Genomic DNA, 19,801 nt, shown 5'->3' with positions numbered 1-19,801 from the left:
GTCAGGTCGTCTGCTGGAGCCTCAGGAGGAACTCGGCGTTGGACGAGGTGCCCTTCATCTTCTCCAGGAGCTGCTCGACGGCCTGCTGCTTGTCGAGGCCCTGGAGGGCGCGGCGCAGGCGCCAGGAGAGCGCGAGCTCCTCGGGGGACATGAGCAGCTCGTCGCGGCGGGTGCCGGACGCCTCGATGTCGACGGCGGGGAAGACGCGGCGGTCGGCGAGGCCGCGGTCGAGCTTCAGCTCCATATTGCCGGTGCCCTTGTACTCCTCGAAGAACACGTCGTCCATGCGGGAGCCGGTCTCCACCAGCGCGGTGGCGAGGATCGTCAGCGAACCGCCGTTCTCGATGTTGCGGGCGGCGCCGAAGAACTTCTTGGGCGGGTAGATCGCGGTCGTCGCGACGCCGCCCGCCAGGATGCGGCTGCTGGACGGGGCCGCCAGGTTGTAGGCGCGGCCGAGCCGGGTGATCGAGTCGAGCAGCATGACCACGTCGTGGCCCTGCTCGACGAGGCGCTTGGCGCGCTCGACGGCCAGCTCGGCGAGGGCGGTGTGCTCCTGCGCCGGGCGGTCGAACGTCGAGTGGACGACCTCGCCGCGGATCGACCGCTCCATGTCGGTGACCTCTTCGGGGCGCTCGTCGACGAGCACGACCATGAGGTGCACCTCGGGGTTGTTCTCCGCGATGGCGTTGGCGACGGCCTGCATGACCATCGTCTTGCCGACCTTGGGGGGCGACACGATGAGCCCGCGCTGGCCCTTGCCGATCGGCGCGATCAGGTCGATGACGCGGGTGGCGAGCGGGCCGGTGTCGAGGCGCAGCCGCTCGTCGGGGAACAGGGGGGTCAGCTTGCCGAACTCGGGACGATGCGCCGCCTCGGCGGGCGGCACCCCGTTCACGGTCTCGACGTGGGCGAGGGAGGCGAACTTGTCGCGGCTGGTCTTCGGCGGCCGCGCGGTTCCGGCGACGGCGTCGCCGGGGCGCAGGTTGTTGGCCTTGACCTGCGCTAGCGAGACGTGCACGTCGTCCGGGCCGGTGTGGTAGCCGGAGGTGCGGACGAACGCGTGCTTGTCCTGGACGGCGAGGATGCCGTGGAAGGGCACGGCGGGCGCGTCGTCGGCGGGACGCCGTCCCTGGCGCCCGCCTTTGCGGGCGCCCTGCGCGGCCACGCCGTGCGCCTGCGGCTTGCGTTCACCGCGGCGCTCGGCGGGGGGTCGTTCGGTGGTGAGGGTGGAAGCGGACATGTGGGTCCCTTCTCAGGCCGGTGCGGAACGCTCCGCGCGGCCCGGGGTCGAATTCCGCGTACGGCGGCGGAATCCGCGTCGTGTACGCGAGTGAGATGTGAGAAATGCAGCTCCGTTCACCGGGCTGACGTCGACTCCCTCGTGCGGCGGTCCAGGACGCCGTCCCGTGCGCACCGAACCGGGAAAGTCACCGGGCTCTCAGATGACCCGGGCGGGGAAGAAACGCCCTCTCCGCGAACCGCGGCAACTCGAAGGCGCTGTCTCGACAGTACAGCACTCCGGGGCGTTTTGGCATTCCCGGAGGTCGGTGGAAACTTCATGTGGAGGGTCCCCCTGTGGCGGGCGGGCGCGCCGCCCCCGGCGCGGACCCGTCCCGGCGATCATTGCCGGCTCGTGGCGTCGACCGTATGACTCCCGGTGCGGCCGCCGGGTTCGGACCGCCTGCCCGGACCCCGCGACCCGTCCGGCGGGCGCGGCTTCGTACGATGAGCCGCGTCGAAGCATAGGGGGGACGATGGTCGCCGGGCTGCACGCCGAGGTCGCCGAGGGTGTCGGCACGGTCGTGATCGACCGGCCGGAGAAGCGCAACGCCATGTCGGCGGACATGTGGCGGTCGCTGCCCGGCCTGCTGGACGATCTCGCCGCGAACCGGGCCGTGCGGGTCGTGGTGCTGACCGGCGCGGGCGGGAACTTCAGCGCGGGCGCCGACATCTCCGAGCTGTCCGACATCCACCGCGACGACGACTCGCACCTGTCGTCGGTCGCCGAGCGGGCCCTCGCCGCGTTCCCGAAGCCGACCCTCGCGGCGATCGAGGGGTACTGCGTCGGCGGCGGCTGCCAGCTCGCGGCGGCCTGCGACCTGCGGTTCGCGGCGGCGGACGCCCGGTTCGGGATCACCCCGGCGAAGCTCGGCCTCGTCTACCCGGCGGGGGCGACGACCCGCCTCGTCCGGCTGGTCGGCCCGTCCGCCGCGAAGTACCTGCTGTACTCGGCGGACCTCGTCGGCGCCGGGCACGCGCTGCGCATCGGGCTGCTGGACGAGGTCGTCCCGGGGGACGGCCTCCGCAAGCGGGTCGCCGAGTTCGCCGAGACGCTCGCGTCCCGGTCGCTGCTCACCCAGCAGGCGACCAAGGGCATCGTGGACGCCATCACCGCCGGGGGCCCGGTCGAGGAGGAGACCCGGCGGTGGCTGGACGAGATGGCGGCCTGCGGTGAGCACGTGGAGGGCATCGCCGCGTTCCTCGAACGCCGCGCCCCGGACTTCCCCTGGACCGGCACCCCCCGCCCCTGAGGCGTTCTCACCGGCCGGGGTCACCCGGCGCGGGTCACCCGGACGGGGCTCACCCGGACGGCGCCCGGCCGGAGGAGGCGGTCAGGTCGCAGACGCGGCCATGGGGGAGGCGCCGCAGGCGGCGCGTCCCGCTCTCCGGGTCGTCCAGGATGCGGGCGCTCTCGGGACGGAGCAGTTCGGCGAGCGGCAGTACCCCGCACACCACCGACTCCGGTGTCCGGACGACCAGGAGCGGCCCGAGCCGGGCCGTGCCGCGGCCGGTGTCGCGGAGGGCGTCCAGCAGGGGGCGGACGTTCTCGAACGAGTCGGCGCGGTTCGCGCACAGCCCCCGCACCAGGTCGAGGAAGTCGTGTTCGAGGGCGCGCGGGCTGCGGCCCGACAGGTAGTAGCGGTCCCCGTCGGTCAGCTCCACGCGCAGCCCGTGCCGCTCGGCGAACCCCTCGTAGGGGCCGGTGAGGCCGTGCCGCCCGGCGGGCGGCCGGGCGGTGAGGGAACCGGCGACGACGTCGGCGGGGCCGGCGCCGAGGGACGCGGCGACGGCCTGGTCGAGCCGCCCCACCAGGTGCGCGCGGATCCCGGCGACCTCGGCGGCCAGCCGCTCCACGGTCTCGCGCTGCAGGTCGGCGGCCTCCCGCTGGCGGTTCAGCCGGTCGTTCACGTCCGGCACCATCCGGTCGTTGATCTGCGCGATCAGCGACCGGATCCGGGCGTCGGCCTCGCCCAGCGCCTCGCGGTCGCTGTCCTGCTCGCGGGCGAGCGCGTCCAGCCGCTCCCGCTGGGCCGCGCGGAAGCCCTCCAGCTCGTCGCGCGTGCCCTTCAGTGCGCGGAGCTGGGTGCGGATGTCGGCGATCTCGGGCGCGCCCGGCGAGCGCTTGCGCTCGAACGCCAGATACAGCTCCCGCCCGGCGATCGCCAAGCAGAGCAGGACCAGAACCACCGTCATCGTGCCCTCCCGGCGCCATCGCCGAGCAAACATAATCCACCCGGCGCTGCCCGGATAGACCGATATGTCGGGAAGGGGGGTGGTCCGGGCGCCCGGTCAGCGGTTGAGGTAGGCGAGAACGGCCAGCACGCGGCGGTTGTCGTCCCCGGTGACCGGCAGGTCGAGCTTGGTGAAGATGTTCGCGGTGTGCTTGGTCACGGCCCGTTCGGTGACGACGAGCCGTTCCGCGATCGCGGCGTTGGAGCGTCCCTGCGCCATCAGCTCCAGCACCTCCGTCTCGCGCGGGGTGAGCCGGCTCAGCGGGGTGCCGCGGGTGCCGCTGGCGACCAGCCGGGAGATCACCTCGGGGTCCATGGCGGTGCCGCCCGCCGCGACCCGGCGGACCGCGTCCACGAACTGCGCCGCGTCGAACACGCGGTCCTTCAGCAGGTAGCCGATGGCGCCGGTGCCGTCGGCGAGCAGCTCCCGCGCGTAGAGCTGCTCCACGTACTGCGACAGCACCAGGACCGGCAGGCCGGGGACCTGCCGGCGCGCCTCCAGCGCCGCCTGCAGCCCCTCGTCGGTGAAGGACGGCGGCAGGCGCACGTCGACCACCGCCACGTCCGGGCGGTGGTCGAGCAGTGCCTTCAGGAGCGAGGGGCCGTTGTCGACGGCGGCCGCGATCTCGAAGTCGTGCGATTCGAGGAGGCTGACCAGGCCCTCCCTCAGGAGGGCGAGGTCTTCGGCGAGGACAACGCGCAAGGCAGCTCCAGGGTCACGATCGTCGGGCCGCCCGGCGGCGAGCTCAGTGCGAGCACCCCGTCGAATGTACCGACCCGGCGCTCGATCCCGCGCAGCCCCGTGCCGCCGTCCAGCGTCGCGCCGCCGCGGCCGTCGTCGGTGACGGTGATCCGCAGCATCCCGTGCTCGTACCGCAGGTCGATCCAGACGCGGGCCGCGCCGGAGTGCTTGGCGGCGTTGGTGAGGATCTCCGAGACCGCGAAGTAGGCGGCGGACTCGACCGGCGCGTCCGGCCGCGCGGGCAGGTCGGCGGTCACCTCGACGCGCAGCGGGTGGTCGAGCGCGAGGGCCTTGACGGCGTCGCCGATGCCGCGGTCGGCGAGCACCGGCGGGTGGATGCCGCGGACGAGGTCGCGCAGCTCGTGCAGCGCCTTCGCCGACGACGCGCGGGTCTCGGCGAGCAGGATCCGCGCCTTCTCCGGGTCCTTGTCGAGCAGGTGCTCGATCGCGCCGAGGCTCATGCCCATCGCGACGAGCCGGGCCTGCGCGCCGTCGTGCAGGTCGCGCTCGATGCGGCGCAGCTCGGCGGCGGACGCGTCCACGGCCTCCGAGCGGGTCTCGGTGAGGTGCCGGACGCGCAGTGCCAGCTCCGACCTCCTGGTCGGGCCGAGCAGCAGCCCGCCCCAGCGCGCGTACACGGTCATCATCTTCGGCCCGATGGCGAACCCGGTCGCGGTGAAGACGGCCCCGAGGACGACCGTGGTCGCCAACAGCCCGCCGTCGCTCTCGTAGCCGGGCTGGACGTGGACCCACCCGTACCACTCCCCGCCGCCGTAACCGGCGATCACCCCGCCGGCGAACGCCGCCAGGGCGAACCCCCACAGTCCGTACACGATGAGCAGGGCGGGCAGCGCGGCCGTGAACAGCACGACGATCGGGTCGGCCAGCATCCACAGGCAGTCGCGCCAGGTCGCGGGGTCGGTGAACCGCACGAGGAACCGCTTGAGCACGCCGTGGGCGCCGGGCTCGTACTCGGGTTCGGGGAGGTAGGGCCGCTCGATCCGGACGCCGGTCCAGCGGCCGATCAGGTCGCGGTACACGTCGGCCTGGTTGCGCAGCAGCGTCACCGCGGACGGGAAGAGCAGCACCCCGATCAGGCTCGTGATCATGGAGAAGACCGTGAGGAGCCAGAGGCCGACGAACATCGCGGGGATGCCGAGCAGCCCGAGCTTGGCACCGCGCCACGGCGTCCTGACGTGCCGTTGCAGCCGTGTCTCTCTCAACAGTTCAGCGTCCACCGGGTCCTCCGCGGGTCTCGTGCCGTCTGGAGTCCCAGTCTTCTGGCGAGAACCCACGAGCACAGTGTGCCCCCAACCCGAAGCGGGGGTGTAGTTAGGTGCACCAGGGCCTGCGACGACGCGGCCCGCCCGTCCGCGGCCGCGAGGCCGGGACGGGCGGGCCGATGGGGCCGCGGGCCGGGGTCATCGCGCCGCCGGCTCCGCTTCGCGGCCGCGGCTGCGAACGGCCGTCACCAGCGCCACGATGCCCGCGACCAGGGCCACGGCGGCGCCGCCCGTCCGGACCGCCGCCCCGGCGATCTCGCCGAACGCGTCGGCGTCGAGCGCGCTGCCCACCGCGCCGGGCAGCTCCGCCAGCCCGCCCAGGACGGCGAGCACCAGCACCCAGCGCCACCGCGTCATGACGATCAGCGCGGCGACGACCAGCAGGATGACCAGGCCGGGCGGCACGGGCGGCATGTCCACCCCGGCGACCTTCTGGATCAGCAGGCCGACGGCCCCGGTGACGAGCCCGGTGACCGTGATCAGGGTGGGCGTGTTGAGGGGGTTCCTGCGCATGACTGCACTCCTTGGCTCCGGAGGATCGATACCGGGATCGTCCGGTGCGGGTCCGGGCCGAGTCGTCATCCGCCGGAGGGCTCCGCCGCTACGCCCCCGGGAGTAGCGGCGTCAGAGGGCCACGAACGTCAGGCCGCGCTTCTTCAGCTTCGGGATGACGTCTTGCAGCGCCTTCAGCGTCTGGGAGCGGTCGCCGCCGCCGTCGTGGCACAGGAGTATCTCGCCGTCCTTGCCCTTGAGCAGCGCCTTGCGGATGCGCCCGGCGCCCGGCCGCGCCCAGTCGCGCGGGTCGACGGCCCAGTCGATCGGCAGCATGCCCTTCTCGGCGGTCACTTCCAGGACGGTCTTCGACCAGGCGCCGCCCGGCGACCGGAAGAACTGCGGGACGACTCCGGTGGCGTCGGCGATCCGGTCGTGCGCGTCGCCGATCTCCTTGCGGACCCGCTTCCCGGACAGGCTCGCGATCGACATCGGGTGCGTCTCGGTGTGGTTGCAGATCTGGTGCCCGGCGTCGGCGATGCGGCGGGCCAGCTTCGGATGCTCCTTCACCTGCGCGCCGACGATGAAGAACGTCGCGTGGACCTGCTCCTCGGCCAGCAGGTCGAGGATCCGCGGCGTCCACTTCGGGTGCGGGCCGTCGTCGAGGGTCAGCGCGATCGACTTCGGCGGCGGCGGCGGAGCCAGCTGCGACAGCTCCTTGACGGGCTTCTCCGTCGCGGTCAGCTTCCCCTGCGTCCACGCGGCGGGACGGGGGGTCGGTTTCGGCGTCGGAGTCGGGGACGGCGTCGCCGCCGGCCGCGCGCGGGCGGTGGTCTGCGCCGCCGCGGCCTCGGATCCGCCGCGCGGGCGGGCGGCGTCCGCTCCGAGGGCGGTGAGGCCGGCGCACGCACCCAGCATCCAGAGAGCTTTGCGGCGGGATGTCCCACCTGCCACATCAACCTCCACATGCCCAACGCTATCGGGGTTTTAGGCGGGTAGAAGGTTGCTATGGGATCTCGATCCGGCGGACCTTGCGGGAGGTCATGAGTGGGTATCGACGGCACGGCGGTGGACGCGCTCGGCGAGGAGCGGCTCGACTGGCGGTTCAAGGCGATCCCGGTGTCGGCGCACGGCATGACGGTCGCCGAGGCCCGCCGCGCGCGGCTGCCGCTGGACGACTTCGGGACGCCGCTGCTCACCCTGGACGCGGGCGCCCTCGCGCACAACGTCCGGGTCATGGCGGAGTGGGCCGCGGCGGCCGGGCTCGACCTCGCCCCGCACGGCAAGACCACGATGGCCCCGGCGCTGTGGCGGGCGCAGCTGGACGCCGGCGCCTGGGGCATCACGATCGCGAACCTGCCGCAACTCCGCGTCGCCCGCGCGTTCGGCGTCCGCCGCGTCGTGCTCGCCAACACCTTCCTCGACCCCGCCGGGCTCGCCTGGCTGGCGGCCGAGCTGGAGCTGAACCCCGGGTTCGAGTTCCTGTGCTGGGTCGACTCCGTGCGCGGGGTCGAGCTGATGGACGAGGCGCTCCGGCTCTCCCGCGGGCAGCGCCAGGTCGACGTGTGCGTCGAGCTCGGCGGCCCGAACGGGCGTACGGGCGTCCGCGACGACGGCGACGCGCGGCGGGTCGCCGACGCCGTCCGCCGCGCCCCGACCCTCCGGCTCGCCGGGATCGCCGGATACGAGGGCGCCCTCGCGCGCGACGCGTCCGACGAGGGGCGCCGCACCGTGCACGCCTACCTGCGGCGGCTCGCGAACCTGCACGGCGGGCTGGACTACGAGGTCGCCGAGCCGGTCGTGTCGGCGGGCGGCAGCTCGTTCTTCGACCAGGTCGCGGAGGTCCTCGGCGGGCTCGCGGGCCGGGTCGTGCTGCGGTCGGGCGCGTACATCGTCCACGACGACGGCTTCTACCGGGGCATCTCGCCGTTCGCGCGGGGCACGGGCGGCGCCGGGTCGCGGCTGCGGTCGGCGATGCACGCGTGGGCGCGGGTCGCGTCCCGCCCGGAGCCGGCGCTCGCGATCCTGGACGCGGGCCGCCGCGACCTGCCGTTCGACGCGGGCCTGCCCGAGCCGCAGTTCGTCCGGGGGAGGGGCGCGGGGCCCGTGGAAGGCGCCCGGATCACCGCGCTCAACGACCAGCACGCCTACATGGTGGACGGCTCGGCCGAGGTCGGCGACGTGGTCCGGCTCGGCCTCTCGCACCCGTGCACGGCGCTCGACAAATGGACGCTGATCCCCGTCCTGGACGACGCCGGCGCCGAACGCCCCGCCGTCGTGGACTACGTCCGGACGTGGTTCTGACCGAGCAGCGACTTCACGTGCGCCACGATCGGCCCGCAGAGCCGGGGGAGCGAGGCGTGCTGGCCCATCGCGACCTGCCCGGTCACCAGCGACGCGATCCCGCCGACGAGCATCCGGACCGCGAACGCGGGATCGGGCAGCGCGCGGAACCGCTCGTCCTCCGCCAGCAGCCCGTCGATGACCTCGATGAAGCCGTCCTGCACCCGGTACCGCAGCGCCGTCGCCGCCGGGCCCACCGCGTAGATCTCCAGCAGGAACGTGCGGGCCGCGCCCGCGTCGCCGGCCAGTTCCCGCAGGTAGTCGCGCAGCGCGCCCTCCAGCCGGGCCATCACCGGCGCGTCGTGGGCGGCGAGCGCGTCGTTGACGACCCGCAGGTACCGCTCCGCCGAGGCCTCGTAGGCCGCGAGGAAGCACGCCTGCTTGTCGGTGAAGTTCTCGTAGAACGTCTCGCGGGACACGCGCGCCCGCTTCAGCACGTCGGCGACGGAGGTCCGGGCGTACCCCTTCTCCCCGACCGCCTGCGTCATGCCCTGGAGCAGGCGCTCGCGCTGCGATGCCGCGACCTGCTCGCGGGTGAGCTTATGGCGCCCGCGCGGCAGCGAGGTGAAGCCGTCGGAGTCCACGCCGACAAGCTACCAACGGGCGCGGGCGACGCGAGGAAATCATTTACCACGAACAACTCTGTTCGCAGGGGTGTTACGGTTTCCAGTGCGAAATCGAGGGCCGGACGTCCCAGGCCGGAAAGAGCCGGGACGCCCGTGCGACCACGGCCCGGCGCAGCCGGCGCTTGGTGACCGATCCGTCCAGGCAGTGCGCCACGGGGGCCGATCTGTGCTGGACACCGTCCCACCGAACGCCACGCTGACCCCGTCGCCGGCCATGGTCACCACAGGAAGATCCGCGCGGCCCCGCGGTTCCTATAGGCCCTCCCTGCTCAAGGCAGGAGGCCCGCCCGGCGGGCCGTCGTGACCGCTTCCAGGCGGGTGTGGCTGTCCAGCTTGCGCATCGCCGAGCGCAGGTAGCTCTTCACCGTCTCCGGGAGCAGGCCGAGGCGGCCGGCGGTCTCCGCGTTGGTGCAGCCGATCGCGACGTACGACAGGACGTCCAGCTCGCGGGGCGACAGCGCGGGGCGCGGGGAGGCGTCCGGCTCGTCCAGCCCGGCGGCGGCCAGGCGCAGCGACGCCTCGCGCAGCCGGTCGCGCGTCGGCGCGTCCGCGACCTCCTCCGCCAGCGCGCGCAGCTCCGCGTGGACGGCCCTGACCTCCTCCCACCGGGCCGTGGACGTGCCCGGCCGGGCGCGGGCGAGGGCCTCGTCCGCCCGGTCCCGGACGGCGAGGTCCTGTTCGAGGTCGCGGGCGGCGTCGACGGCGGCGCCCACGACGCGGTCGGCGAGCGACAGGGGCTCGCGCAGCGCCCCGTAGAGGACGCCGCGGACCCGCCGCCGGACGACGACCGGCACCGCGACGATCGACAGCAGCCCCTCCCGGCCGACGGGCTTGTCGTAGTCGTGGCTGATCGACGCCGAGCACGGGTAGTTGCTCACCCAGACGGGGCGCCCCATCGCCATCGCCTTGCCGCCGAGGCCGCTGCCGCTGTGCACGACGAGGCCGCTCAGCGAGTCGGTGGTGTTGCCGACCAGCTCCGTGATGCGCAGCCGGTCCTGCCCGCCGCCGGGAACGGCGCCCCCGAGCACGGCGCCGCCGAACACCATGGGGAGGCCGGTCGTGCGCTGCAGCGCCAGCACCGCCGACCGGACGGAACCCGCGTCGTCGCGCGGCACGTTGGGGGGACGGCCCCTCGGAGTAGGCGCACCCATGGTCCGAGGATGCCCCGCCCGGGACCCGGCACGAAAGGGCCCGAGCCCGGAATTCCGCCCTTGTCAGGGGCGGCCGGTCTCCGGCCGCTCCGCCAGGCCCAGGATGGCGGCGGCCTCGTCGCGCATCTGCACCTTGCGGACCTTGCCGGTGACCGTCATGGGGAACTCGTCCACGACGTGCACGTAGCGGGGGATCTTGAAGTGGGCGAGCCTGCCCTCGCAGAACGCGCGCAGCTCCCCGGCGGTGAGGCCCGGCGCGCCCTCGCGCAGCCGCACCCACGCCATGAGCTCCTCGCCGTACTTCTCGTCGGGGACGCCGATGACCTGCGCGTCCACGATGTCGGGATGGGTGTAGAGGAACTCCTCGATCTCGCGCGGGTAGATGTTCTCGCCGCCCCGGATGACCATGTCCTTGATGCGGCCGGTGATGGTGACGTAGCCGTCGTCGTCCATCACCGCGAGGTCCCCGGTGTGCATCCAGCGGGCCGCGTCGATCGCCTCCGCCGTCCGGTCCGGTTCCTCCCAGTAGCCGAGCATCACCGAGTAGCCGCGCGTGCAGAACTCGCCCGGCTCGCCGCGCGGGACGGTGACCCCGGTCGCCGGGTCGATGACCTTGATCTCCAGGTGCGGGTGCACGGTCCCGACCGTCGACACGCGCCGGTCGAGGGAGTCGCCCGCGCGGGTCTGCGTCGACACCGGCGACGTCTCCGTCATGCCGTAGCAGATCCCGACCTCGGCCATCCCGAGCCGCTCGATGACCTGCTTCATCACCTCGACCGGGCACGGCGACCCGGCCATGATGCCGGTGCGCAGGGCGGACAGGTCCAGCTCGGCCGGCGACGGCTCGGCCAGGACCGCGATGAACATCGTCGGCACCCCGTACAGCGACGTGCACCGTTCGGCCGCGACCGCCGCCAGCGTCGCCTGCGGGTCGAACGCCGGCGCGGGGATCACGACGCACGCGCCGTGGCTGGTGGCCGCCAGGTTCCCCATGACCATGCCGAAGCAGTGGTAGAAGGGGACGGGGACGCACACGCGGTCCTCTTCGTCGTAGCCGCAGAGCTCGCCGACGAAGTAGCCGTTGTTGAGGATGTTGTGGTGCGACAGCGTCGCGCCCTTGGGGAAGCCCGTCGTCCCGGACGTGTACTGGATGTTGATCGGGTCGTCGGCGCTGAGCGTCAGGCCGATCTCGGTGAGGGCGGACGGATCGTCCGCCCGGCCCTGGTCCACGAGCGCGTCCCACTCCGGGCCGCCGATCAGCACGACGTCCTGGAGTGCCGGACACTTCGGCCGGACTTCTTCGATCATCGCCGCGTAGTCCGACGTCTTGAACGCCTTCGCCGCCACCAGCGTCCGGATGCCCGCCTGGTTGAGGACGAACTCCAGCTCGTGGACGCGGTACGCGGGGTTGATGTTGACGAGGATCGCGCCGAGCTTGGCGGTGGCGTACTGCACCAGCATCCACTCGGCGCAGTTCGGCGCCCAGATCCCGACGCGGTCTCCCTTGCCGACGCCGAGGCCGCGCAGGCCGAGCGCGACGGCGGCCACGTCGTCGGCGAACCGCTCGTAGGTCCAGCGGCGGCCCGTGGCCCTCTCGACGAGCGCGTCGCGTTCGGGGAACGCGGCGACCGTCCGGTCGAGGTTCGCGCCGATCGTGTCGCCCAGCAGCGGGGCGGCCGAGACGCCGGACGCGTAGGACGGCGTCATCGCAGGTCCTCCTCCCGGTACTCGTTCTCCGGGCGATCACCGATGTCGTTCCGGGGGGTGTGGGGGGTCGTCCCCCCACCGGCGTCCGAACCGGGGTGCTTGTCGAACTCGCTGGTCCGCAGCTCCACGCGGCGGATCTTGCCGGAGATCGTCTTCGGCAGCTCGGCGAACTCCAGCCGCCGGATCCGCTTGTACGGCGACAGCTGCGCCCGGCTGTGCTCGAAGATCGCCTTCGCGGTCGCGGCGTCCGGCTCCCAGCCGGCCGCGAGCGTCACGTACGCCTTCGGCACGGCCGCCCTGACCGGGTCGGGCGACGGCACCACCGCGGCCTCCGCCACCGCCTCGTGCTCGATCAGCACGCTCTCCAGCTCGAACGGCGAGATCTTGTAGTCGGACGCCTTGAACACGTCGTCGGCCCGCCCGACGTAGGTGATGTACCCGTCCTCGTCGCGGGAGCCGATGTCGCCGGTGTGGTAGTAGCCGCCCGCCATGGCCTCCTCGGTGCGCGCCTCGTCGCCGTGGTAGCCGACCATCAGCCCGAGCGGGCGGTCCTCCAGCTCCAGGCAGATCTCGCCCTCGTCCCCGGGCCGCCCGGTCAGCGGGTCGATCAGCGCCACCCGGTAGCCGGGCGCGGCGCGTCCCATCGATCCCGGCTTGACGGGCTGGCCGGGGGTGTTGGCGATCTGCACGGTCGTCTCGGTCTGCCCGAAGCCGTCGCGGATCGTCTTGCCCCACGCGTCCCGGACCCGCTCGATCACCTCGGGGTTGAGCGGCTCGCCGGCCGCCACCACCTCCCGGGGCGGCGTGGCGAGCCGGCCCAGGTCGGCCTGGATCAGCATCCGCCACACCGTCGGCGGCGCGCAGAAGCTCGTGATGCCGCAGCGGTCGATCGTGTCGAGCAGCCGGTCGGCGTCGAACCGCGTGTAGTTGAAGATGAACACGCACGCCTCGGCGTTCCACGGCGCGAAGATGTTGCTCCACGCGTGCTTGGCCCACCCGGGCGACGAGATGTTCAGGTGGACGTCCCCGGGCCGCAGCCCGATCCAGTACATCGTGGACAGGTGCCCGGCCGGGTAGGTCGCGTGCGTGTGCTCGACGAGCTTCGGCTTCGCCGTCGTCCCGGACGTGAAGTACAGCAGCAGCGTGTCCTGCGACATGGTGAGGCCGAAGGGCGTGAACGACTCCGCCTCCCCGTACGCGTCGGCGTAGCGCACCCACCCGTCCACCGGGTCGCCCACGGCGATCCTCGTGTACTCGCCCTGGACCCCGTCGAACTTGCCGGTGTCGCCGGACGCGACGACCACGTGCCGGGCGTCGCCGCGGGTCAGCCGGTCCTGCAGGTCCGCGGTGCCGAGCAGCGGCGTGCACGGGATGAGGATCGCGCCGATCTTCATCGCGGCCAGCACGGTCTCCCACAACTCGACCTGGTTGCCGAGCATCAGGATGATCCGGTCGCCGCGCCGCACCCCCGTCCGGCGCAGCAGGTTCGCCGCCTGGTTCGACCGCCGCGACAGCTCCGAGAACGTGTACCTGGCCTCGGAGCCGTCCTCCTCGACGATCCACAGCGCGGGCGAGTCGTTGCTCTCCGCGACCTTGTCGAACCAGTCCAGCGCCCAGTTGAAGCCGGTCAGCACCGGCCAGCGGAACTTCTCGTACGCGGTCGCGTAGTCGTCGCGATGCGCGAGCAGGAAGTCGCGCGCCGCGCGGAACTCGACAGCGGGCATGGTCTCTCCTCGAAGCCGCACGGACACCCGGTACAAAGGATCGTCGCCACACCGCGTGACCTACGCCACCCCCGAACGGGGGTATCGGCGCGTTTCTTTAAGGTCGGCCGAAGCTTCGTTGAGCTTCCACCCGCGGCGGGTAGGTCGGCCCGTTCAGGCTGTGCCCGCGGAACAGCCTTTCTCGCCGAGGACAGCACTTTGCGCCTTCTTCGGTGCCGAACTCCGCCGCAAGCGCGAGCAGGCCGGACTCACAGGGAAGGAACTGGCGGACGCGCTCGGCTGCACGCCGCAGTGGATCAGCACCATGGAGAGCGGCCGCAAGGTCTCCGAACAGAGCGCCCTCGATCTCGACACCTACTTCAAGACGGACGGCTGCTTCCACCGCATGTGGAAGCTGATCAACGACGTGGAGCTTCAGACTTTCCTTCCACCAGGCTTCACTGAGTACGCCGAACGCGAGAAGAAGGCGTCCTCGGTCCGTGTCTTCTCCGCTTTGCTCGTTAACGGGCTCTTTCGGAGCGACCAGTACGCCCGGTCGATAATCGACATCAAGTCCGGCGCGGGCGACCGGTACTGACGACTCTTCTTCCCTGCGAGCCCCCGGCCACGAGATGGCCGGGGGCTCGCGTGATGGCGCTGGGGCCTGGTCAGGGGTTGGTGGGGATGTAGGGCGGGGCTACGCCCCAGTCCCAGTGGGGCATCGGGGCCTCAAGGGGCGGCTTCGAGTCCGGCTGGGAGTTGGCGAGGGCGATGCGGGTGCCCCACTCGATGTAGGACGTGAACGCGGCGCGGAACTCGGGGTCGGCGGGGAGGCCGGTCTCGTCCGCGGCGTCCATCAGCAGGGAGACCCAGCGGCGCCGCTGCGGTTCGGTGATGGCCTTGCCGAGGTGCTGCCGCACCATGTGGTGGTATCCGCCGCGCTCGCGGCTGTAGCGCTCGGGGCCGCGGAACACCTCGCCCAGCCAGATCGCGACCCACTTCGGGTGGTCGGGTGCCATGTGCTCGAACAGCGGCCTGAGCAGGTCGTCCTTGAGGACGTTCGTGTAGAAGACCTCGGTGAGGCGTTCGAGCGCCTCGCCGCCGCCCGCCCACTCGTACATCGTCGGGACGGACGAACCGGTGCCGCGCACGGACGTCCGCTCGTAGTGCCGCATCTCCTCGATGGCCTGGACGTACGGCTTGATCTCGGCGAAGAACGCGGGGAAGTGCTCGCCGCCCCGGAAGCCCTTCATGTGGTCCTCGGCGGAAGTCCAGCCGATGCGCAGGACGTAGACGCCGGGCTCCTCGACGCACCGGGACAGCTCGTAGTCCACGCACTGGGGCGCGGCGGCGAGCGCGGCGGACGCCCGCGTGTAGGCGGCCTCGAACTCCTCGGCGGCCTGCGGGCCGATGCGGTAGCGGATGTACTCGACGATCATTCGGCCCCCAGGGTGCAACCGGTCGGGTAATCACTGTAATGATGTAATCACCCGACCGGTAGCCGAATCGATCAGTGCTCGGACGCCGTGGAGCGGCGGAACCAGGCGACCGCGCCGGCCGCCCCCGCGATGGCGAGGGCGATCAGGCCGATCCACAGCCAGCCCGACGAGCCGCCTGATTCGTCGGAGGACGCGGCGTTCGTCGCGGTCGGCTCCGGCGCCGCGGGCTCGGCCGCGGCGCTGGACGGGGCGGCGGACTCGGCGGGCGAGCCCTCCACGGTGAACTTGTAGGTGCCCTGGATGGGGTGTCCGTCCGACGACACGACGCGCCACGCGACCGTGTACTTGCCGTCGGGCATGGTCCCGTTGAGCGGCACCGTGACCTTGTTGTCGACCGCCTCGGGCACTCCCGTCTGGAACTGCTTCTCGGACGCGTCGGTGACGACGACGCGCGGCAGCCGCACCGGCGCCGAGAACGTCAGTTCGATCTCCGGCGGCGCCTCGACGGTCGCGTCCTTCTTCGGGTTCGACCCGGTCAGGGTGTCGTGCGCCGATGCCGGGGCCGCGAACAGCACCGCCAGTGCGACGGTCAGCGCCATCGTCGCGGCCACCCTCACCATGCGGATCATGCCTTGCTCCTCGTCCGTGCCATGCCGGCTCCGCCGACTCCGATGCCGATCACCCCGATGGCGATGCCGATGCCGCCGAGCAGGCGGGCCGTCCCGTCGTCGGCGGACGCCGCCGGGGGCTCGGCCGGCTTCGCCTGGGCGGTCAGCCCCGCGGTCTCCGTGCCGCCCTCCGGGAGCAGCCTAAGAACCGGCGCGGGGTGCTCGGGCTCTTCCGCGCCCTCCGCCGGCGGCTCCTCCGCCCACTTGACGACCTCGCCGTTCGAGTACGTCTGGTCCGCCTTGAACACCATCAGGTCGGTGTCGGTGGGCAGCCGGCCCATGGAGACGTCGAACTCCTGGAACTCGCCGGGCGCGATCTCCCCGCCCGACCAGGTGATCTTGCTGACGGCCTCGGTCAGCTCGCCGCCGTGCGCCTTGACGGGCTCGGGCAGCTTGGCCTTCTCCACCTTCACCTTCCAGCCGGGGACGGGCCGGACCGACACCGACGACAGCGGGTGCTCGGCCGGGAGGTGCACCACGACCTTCGTGGTGGACGCGTTGTCCCGCTCGTTCGGCACGCGGAACGCGACCTTGGCGTACGAGCCCTGCTCGGCGGTCTTCGGGTTGGCGGTGACGTGCGCGGACGCGGCCGTGGCCAGACCCGTGACCGATATGGCGGCGAGGGAGGCCACCGCGCCCGCGCGGCGGGCATGCGGAATGAAGGACATGACGGATCTCCGTTCGAGTCGTACGGGGGAGACACGGGAGCGCCGTGCTGCGGCGTCCCGGTGACGTACGGCGCTCAGCTGTGCGCGAGCGCCCTCGAACGGGCCGGGGGACCCCGCCGGACGACCTGGTGCCGCAGCACCCGGCCGGTGGCCGTGACGGCGGCGGCCGCCGGTGTCGACGGAGTACGCCGCGGCGGCGCCGCCGGTTCAATGGTGCAGAGGGCGATCAGCAGCCGGATCGGGCGGTCCGCCGCGGCGGCGACGCGCCGGGCCAGCGACCACGCGGCCCGCTCGCCGCGCCGCAGCCACCACGCCGCGACCATGGCGGCCACGGTGTGCGCGAGCGTCATCGCCGGGCCGTCCGCGCCGTGCGCGACCGGGACCAGGACGTCCGCGCCGTGGGCGACCGGGACCATGCCGTCCGTGCCGTGGGCCACCTGGTGGTGGACGGGGCCGGACGCCGCCGTGAACAGGGTGTGCAGCGCGAACTGCCCGCCGAGGAGCCCGCCCAGGATCGTCGCCAGCGAGCGCTCGTGGCCCGCCAGCACCAGGGTCACGCCGAGGACGAGGAGGAAGCCCGCCGCCGCCGACCAGGCCGGAACCGTCCCCGCGGCCAGCACGTGCCCGGTGACGGCCAGGGTGACGCACACGGTGGCGAACACCACCGCGCGAGCGGGCCGGAACACCGGGTTGGGGGCAAGCGGGGACATGGCGTCCCCATCCTCCCACCGGGGTCGCCACCTGCGCAGCCGACCCTTCCATATCTTTCGGACGCGCCCAACATCTTGGGGTTGCACAAAGATCGCCGACTAGATGTAGGGTTCAATCCCGTGCTGGTTCGCCCCCGCCGTCCGCGGCGGGGGCGACGTGAGAGGGAACCCGGTGCGAATCCGGGACTGCCCCGCAGCGGTGAGCGGGAACGACCGCCGTCATCGAGCACTGGGCCGCACGGCCTGGGAAGCGACGGCCAGTAGGACGCCTCGGAAGAGGCGGCGCCCGCGAGTCCGAAGACCTGCCCGCACGTTGTTCGTCCAGGCCTCGCGGGTGGGCTCGGGACGGAGCGCGGTGCGCCCCGGCGGGGCGGCTCGCGTCCCGTTCGCATGCCTCCGTGAGGCGGTCTGCGAGGGGAGAAGAGCACGTGACACAGGATCTGGCCGCGCCGCCCACGGCGTTCGCGGAGATCGCCGCCGAGGTCGAGGCCGCCTGCGAGGCGGTACCCGGTGCCGACGCGGAACGGGTGCTGGCCGCCGTCCGGGCCGGCGGCGGCGCGGACGCGGCGGCGCTGCGGGACCTCGCGATCGGCGAGGCGGGCGCCCTGGTCCCCGCCGAACCCGGGTACTCCCGGGTCGCCGCGCGGCTCCTCGGCACCCGCATCCGGGAGGAGGCCGCGGCCGCGGGCGTCCGGACGTTCGCCGGGTCGGTCGCCGCCGCGCACCGCGAGGGCCTGCTGGCGGACGCGCCCGCCGCGTTCGTCGCCGCCCACGCGCCCGCGCTCGACGCGCTCATCGACGAGACGGCCGACGACCGCTTCGAGTACTTCGGCCTCCGCACCCTCTACGACCGGTACCTGCTGAGGCATCCGCGGACGCGGCTCGTCCTGGAGCGCCCGCAGCACTTCCTGCTGCGGGTGGCATGCGGTCTCTCCGACACGTACGACGAGGCGGCAGAGCTGTACGGGCTGCTCAGCACGCTGTCGTACCTGCCCAGCTCGCCGACGCTGTTCAACTCGGCCGCGCGCCGTCCCCAGCTGTCGTCCTGCTTCCTCCTCGACTCGCCGCGCGACGAGCTGGAGTCGATCTACGAGCGGTACGCGCAGGTGGCGCGGCTCAGCAAGTACGCGGGCGGCATCGGGATCTCGTGGACGAAGGTGCGGTCGCGGGGCTCGCTGATCCGCGGCACCAACGGGCACTCCAACGGGATCGTCCCGTGGCTGCGCACGCTCGACGCGTCCGTCGCCGCCGTCAACCAGGGCGGGCGCCGCAAGGGGGCCGCGTGCGTGTACCTGGAGCCGTGGCACGCCGACGTCGAGGAGTTCCTCGAACTGCGCGACAACACCGGCGAGGACGCGCGCCGCACCCACAACCTCAACCTCGCGAACTGGATCCCGGACGAGTTCATGCGCCGCGTCGAGCAGGACGCGACGTGGTCGCTGTTCGACCCGAAGGAGGTCCCCGAGCTGGCGGACCTGTGGGGCGACGCGTTCGACCGCGCGTACCGCGAGGCCGAGAAGGAGGGCCGGTACGTCCGGCAGCTCCCGGCCCGCAGGCTGTACGGGCGGATGATGCGCACTTTGGCGGAGACCGGCAACGGGTGGATGACGTTCAAGGACGCCGCCAACCGCGCCTGCAACCAGACCGCCGAACCGGACGTGCCTCCTGTGGGGGGACGCCCCCCCACACCCCCCGACGCGAGGGTGGTCCACCTGTCGAACCTGTGCACGGAGATCCTGGAGGTGACCGGTGACGGCGAGGCGGCCGTCTGCAACCTCGGGTCGGTGAACCTCGCCGCGCATGTCGCGCCGTCCGGGATGGACTGGGACCGGCTCCGCGCCACCGTCCGCACCGCCGTCCGGTTCCTGGACCGCACGATCGACCGCTGCTTCTACCCGACGCCCGAGGCGGAGGCGGCGAACAGCAGGTGGCGGCCCATCGGCCTCGGCGTGATGGGCCTGGCCGACGTGTTCTTCACCCTCCGCCTCCCCTTCGACTCACCGGAGGCCCGGGACCTGTCGACCCGCATCTCCGAGGAGATCGCGCTGGCGGCCTACGCCGCGTCCGCCGACCTGGCCGCGGCGAACGGCCCGCTGCCCGCCTACGCCAAGACGCGCACGGCGCGCGGCCGGCTCCACCTGGACCATTTCCCGGACGCGAAGCCCGTCCACCCCGCCGAGTGGGAGAGGCTCCGCGAGCGGATCGCCGAGGTCGGGCTCCGCAACTCGCTGCTCATCGCCATCGCGCCGACGGCCACGATCGCGTCCATCGCGGGCTGCTACGAGTGCATCGAGCCGCAGGTGTCCAACCTGTTCAAGCGGGAGACGCTCTCCGGCGAGTTCCTGCAGATCAACGGCTACCTGGTCGACGACCTCAAGTCGCTCGGCCGGTGGACGCCGGCCGTCCGCGAGGCGATCAAGAAGGCGAACGGGTCCGTCCAGGGCCTCGTGGACCTCCCGGAGGAGATGCGGACCCTCTACCGGACGGCCTGGGAACTGCCGCAGAAGGCGCTGATCGACCTCGCCGCCGCCCGCACCCCGTACATCGACCAGTCGCACTCGCTGAACCTCTTCATGGAGACGCCGACCATCGGGAAGCTCTCCTCGATGTACGCCTACGCCTGGCGGAGCGGCCTGAAGACGACCTACTACCTGCGCTCCCGCCCGGCCACCCGGATCGCGCAGACGACGGTCGCCGCCGAGACGGCCGCCTGCTCCCTGGAGAACCCCGAGACCTGCGAGGCGTGCCAGTGAGCGT

General features: G+C 72.7%; 18 protein-coding genes and 1 riboswitch. Of the genes, 4 read left to right on the top strand and 14 right to left on the bottom strand.

The features are described 5' to 3' along the window. Position 1: 1 nt before the first annotated feature. On the bottom strand, positions 2–1,240 hold the full coding sequence (gene rho, locus IEZ03_RS31815) for a transcription termination factor Rho (protein WP_184889845.1): 1,239 nt from the start codon (positions 1,238–1,240) through the stop codon (positions 2–4). 514 nt (positions 1,241–1,754) lie between these two features. Here rho and IEZ03_RS31810 point away from each other — a divergent pair. Continuing rightward, the gene (locus IEZ03_RS31810; protein WP_184889844.1) at positions 1,755–2,531 is read left to right on the top strand and encodes an enoyl-CoA hydratase/isomerase family protein; all 777 of its coding nucleotides are present in this window, start codon (positions 1,755–1,757) and stop codon (positions 2,529–2,531) included. Between the two features lie 49 nt (positions 2,532–2,580). Here the strand turns inward: IEZ03_RS31810 and IEZ03_RS31805 are convergent, their stop codons facing one another. The 5 genes from IEZ03_RS31805 to IEZ03_RS31785 form a co-directional block, all read right to left on the bottom strand. Continuing rightward, entirely contained in the window at positions 2,581–3,474 is an 894-nt protein-coding gene (locus tag IEZ03_RS31805; protein WP_184889842.1) for a coiled-coil domain-containing protein, read from the bottom strand. Between the two features lie 96 nt (positions 3,475–3,570). Then, the gene (locus IEZ03_RS31800) at positions 3,571–4,215 is read right to left on the bottom strand and encodes a LuxR C-terminal-related transcriptional regulator (protein WP_184889839.1); all 645 of its coding nucleotides are present in this window, start codon (positions 4,213–4,215) and stop codon (positions 3,571–3,573) included. After that, on the bottom strand, positions 4,179–5,477 hold the full coding sequence (locus IEZ03_RS31795) for a sensor histidine kinase (protein ID WP_229808702.1): 1,299 nt from the start codon (positions 5,475–5,477) through the stop codon (positions 4,179–4,181). Before IEZ03_RS31795 ends, IEZ03_RS31800 begins: the two co-directional genes overlap by 37 nt. Before the next feature lie 198 nt (positions 5,478–5,675). Further along, positions 5,676–6,050, bottom strand: coding sequence for a hypothetical protein (locus IEZ03_RS31790; protein ID WP_184889837.1), 375 nt, complete (start codon positions 6,048–6,050; stop codon positions 5,676–5,678). Positions 6,051–6,161: 111 nt separating this feature from the next. Continuing rightward, the gene (locus IEZ03_RS31785) at positions 6,162–6,947 is read right to left on the bottom strand and encodes a polysaccharide deacetylase family protein (RefSeq protein ID WP_184889835.1); all 786 of its coding nucleotides are present in this window, start codon (positions 6,945–6,947) and stop codon (positions 6,162–6,164) included. Between the two features lie 129 nt (positions 6,948–7,076). On the opposite strand from IEZ03_RS31785, the gene IEZ03_RS31780 reads away from it, so the two are divergent. Further along, entirely contained in the window at positions 7,077–8,333 is a 1,257-nt protein-coding gene (locus IEZ03_RS31780; protein ID WP_229808701.1) for an alanine racemase, read from the top strand. Here IEZ03_RS31780 and IEZ03_RS31775 read toward each other — a convergent pair. The 4 genes from IEZ03_RS31775 to IEZ03_RS31760 all read right to left on the bottom strand — a co-directional run bounded on the left by IEZ03_RS31775 (position 8,312) and on the right by IEZ03_RS31760 (position 13,580). Further along, on the bottom strand, positions 8,312–8,956 hold the full coding sequence (locus IEZ03_RS31775; protein WP_184889833.1) for a TetR/AcrR family transcriptional regulator: 645 nt from the start codon (positions 8,954–8,956) through the stop codon (positions 8,312–8,314). The genes IEZ03_RS31780 and IEZ03_RS31775 overlap by 22 nt on opposite strands. Positions 8,957–9,267: 311 nt before the next feature. After that, complete coding sequence (locus IEZ03_RS31770) at positions 9,268–10,149, bottom strand: helix-turn-helix transcriptional regulator (protein ID WP_184889831.1); 882 nt, start codon at positions 10,147–10,149, stop codon at positions 9,268–9,270. Between the two features lie 63 nt (positions 10,150–10,212). Beyond that, positions 10,213–11,856 carry an AMP-binding protein gene (locus IEZ03_RS31765; RefSeq protein ID WP_184889829.1) on the bottom strand — a complete coding sequence of 548 codons (1,644 nt, stop codon included), beginning with the start codon at positions 11,854–11,856 and terminating at the stop codon, positions 10,213–10,215. After that, on the bottom strand, positions 11,853–13,580 hold the full coding sequence (locus tag IEZ03_RS31760) for an AMP-binding protein (protein ID WP_184889826.1): 1,728 nt from the start codon (positions 13,578–13,580) through the stop codon (positions 11,853–11,855). The genes IEZ03_RS31765 and IEZ03_RS31760 overlap by 4 nt, the downstream gene beginning before the upstream one ends. Positions 13,581–13,635: 55 nt before the next feature. Between IEZ03_RS31760 and IEZ03_RS31755 the strand changes: the two genes are divergently transcribed. Beyond that, a complete protein-coding gene (locus IEZ03_RS31755) occupies positions 13,636–14,157 on the top strand; it encodes a helix-turn-helix domain-containing protein (protein WP_184889824.1) in 522 nt (173 codons plus the stop codon). Positions 14,158–14,227: 70 nt separating this feature from the next. Here the strand turns inward: IEZ03_RS31755 and IEZ03_RS31750 are convergent, their stop codons facing one another. From IEZ03_RS31750 to IEZ03_RS31735, 4 genes are all read right to left on the bottom strand, one after another. After that, complete coding sequence (locus IEZ03_RS31750; RefSeq protein WP_184889822.1) at positions 14,228–14,998, bottom strand: group II truncated hemoglobin; 771 nt, start codon at positions 14,996–14,998, stop codon at positions 14,228–14,230. 71 nt (positions 14,999–15,069) lie between these two features. Continuing rightward, positions 15,070–15,627, bottom strand: coding sequence for a copper resistance CopC family protein (locus IEZ03_RS31745; protein ID WP_184889820.1), 558 nt, complete (start codon positions 15,625–15,627; stop codon positions 15,070–15,072). Next, positions 15,624–16,334, bottom strand: coding sequence for a YcnI family copper-binding membrane protein (locus IEZ03_RS31740; RefSeq protein ID WP_184889818.1), 711 nt, complete (start codon positions 16,332–16,334; stop codon positions 15,624–15,626). Before IEZ03_RS31740 ends, IEZ03_RS31745 begins: the two co-directional genes overlap by 4 nt. A 74-nt stretch (positions 16,335–16,408) precedes the next feature. Next, on the bottom strand, positions 16,409–17,044 hold the full coding sequence (locus tag IEZ03_RS31735; protein WP_184889816.1) for a hypothetical protein: 636 nt from the start codon (positions 17,042–17,044) through the stop codon (positions 16,409–16,411). A gap of 107 nt (positions 17,045–17,151) precedes the next feature. Continuing rightward, positions 17,152–17,368: riboswitch (cobalamin riboswitch) on the top strand. Positions 17,369–17,472: 104 nt separating this feature from the next. Here IEZ03_RS31735 and IEZ03_RS31730 point away from each other — a divergent pair. Beyond that, positions 17,473–19,797, top strand: a complete 2,325-nt coding sequence (locus IEZ03_RS31730; RefSeq protein WP_184889814.1) for a ribonucleoside-diphosphate reductase subunit alpha — start codon at positions 17,473–17,475, stop codon at positions 19,795–19,797. The last annotated feature ends 4 nt before the right edge of the window (positions 19,798–19,801 follow it).

Source organism: Actinomadura livida (assembly GCF_014648675.1).
Classification (GTDB): Bacteria; Actinomycetota; Actinomycetes; order Streptosporangiales; family Streptosporangiaceae; genus Spirillospora; species Spirillospora livida.
Note: the sequence above shows the minus strand (reverse complement) of the source record. Positions and strands in the feature narration are given on the sequence as shown.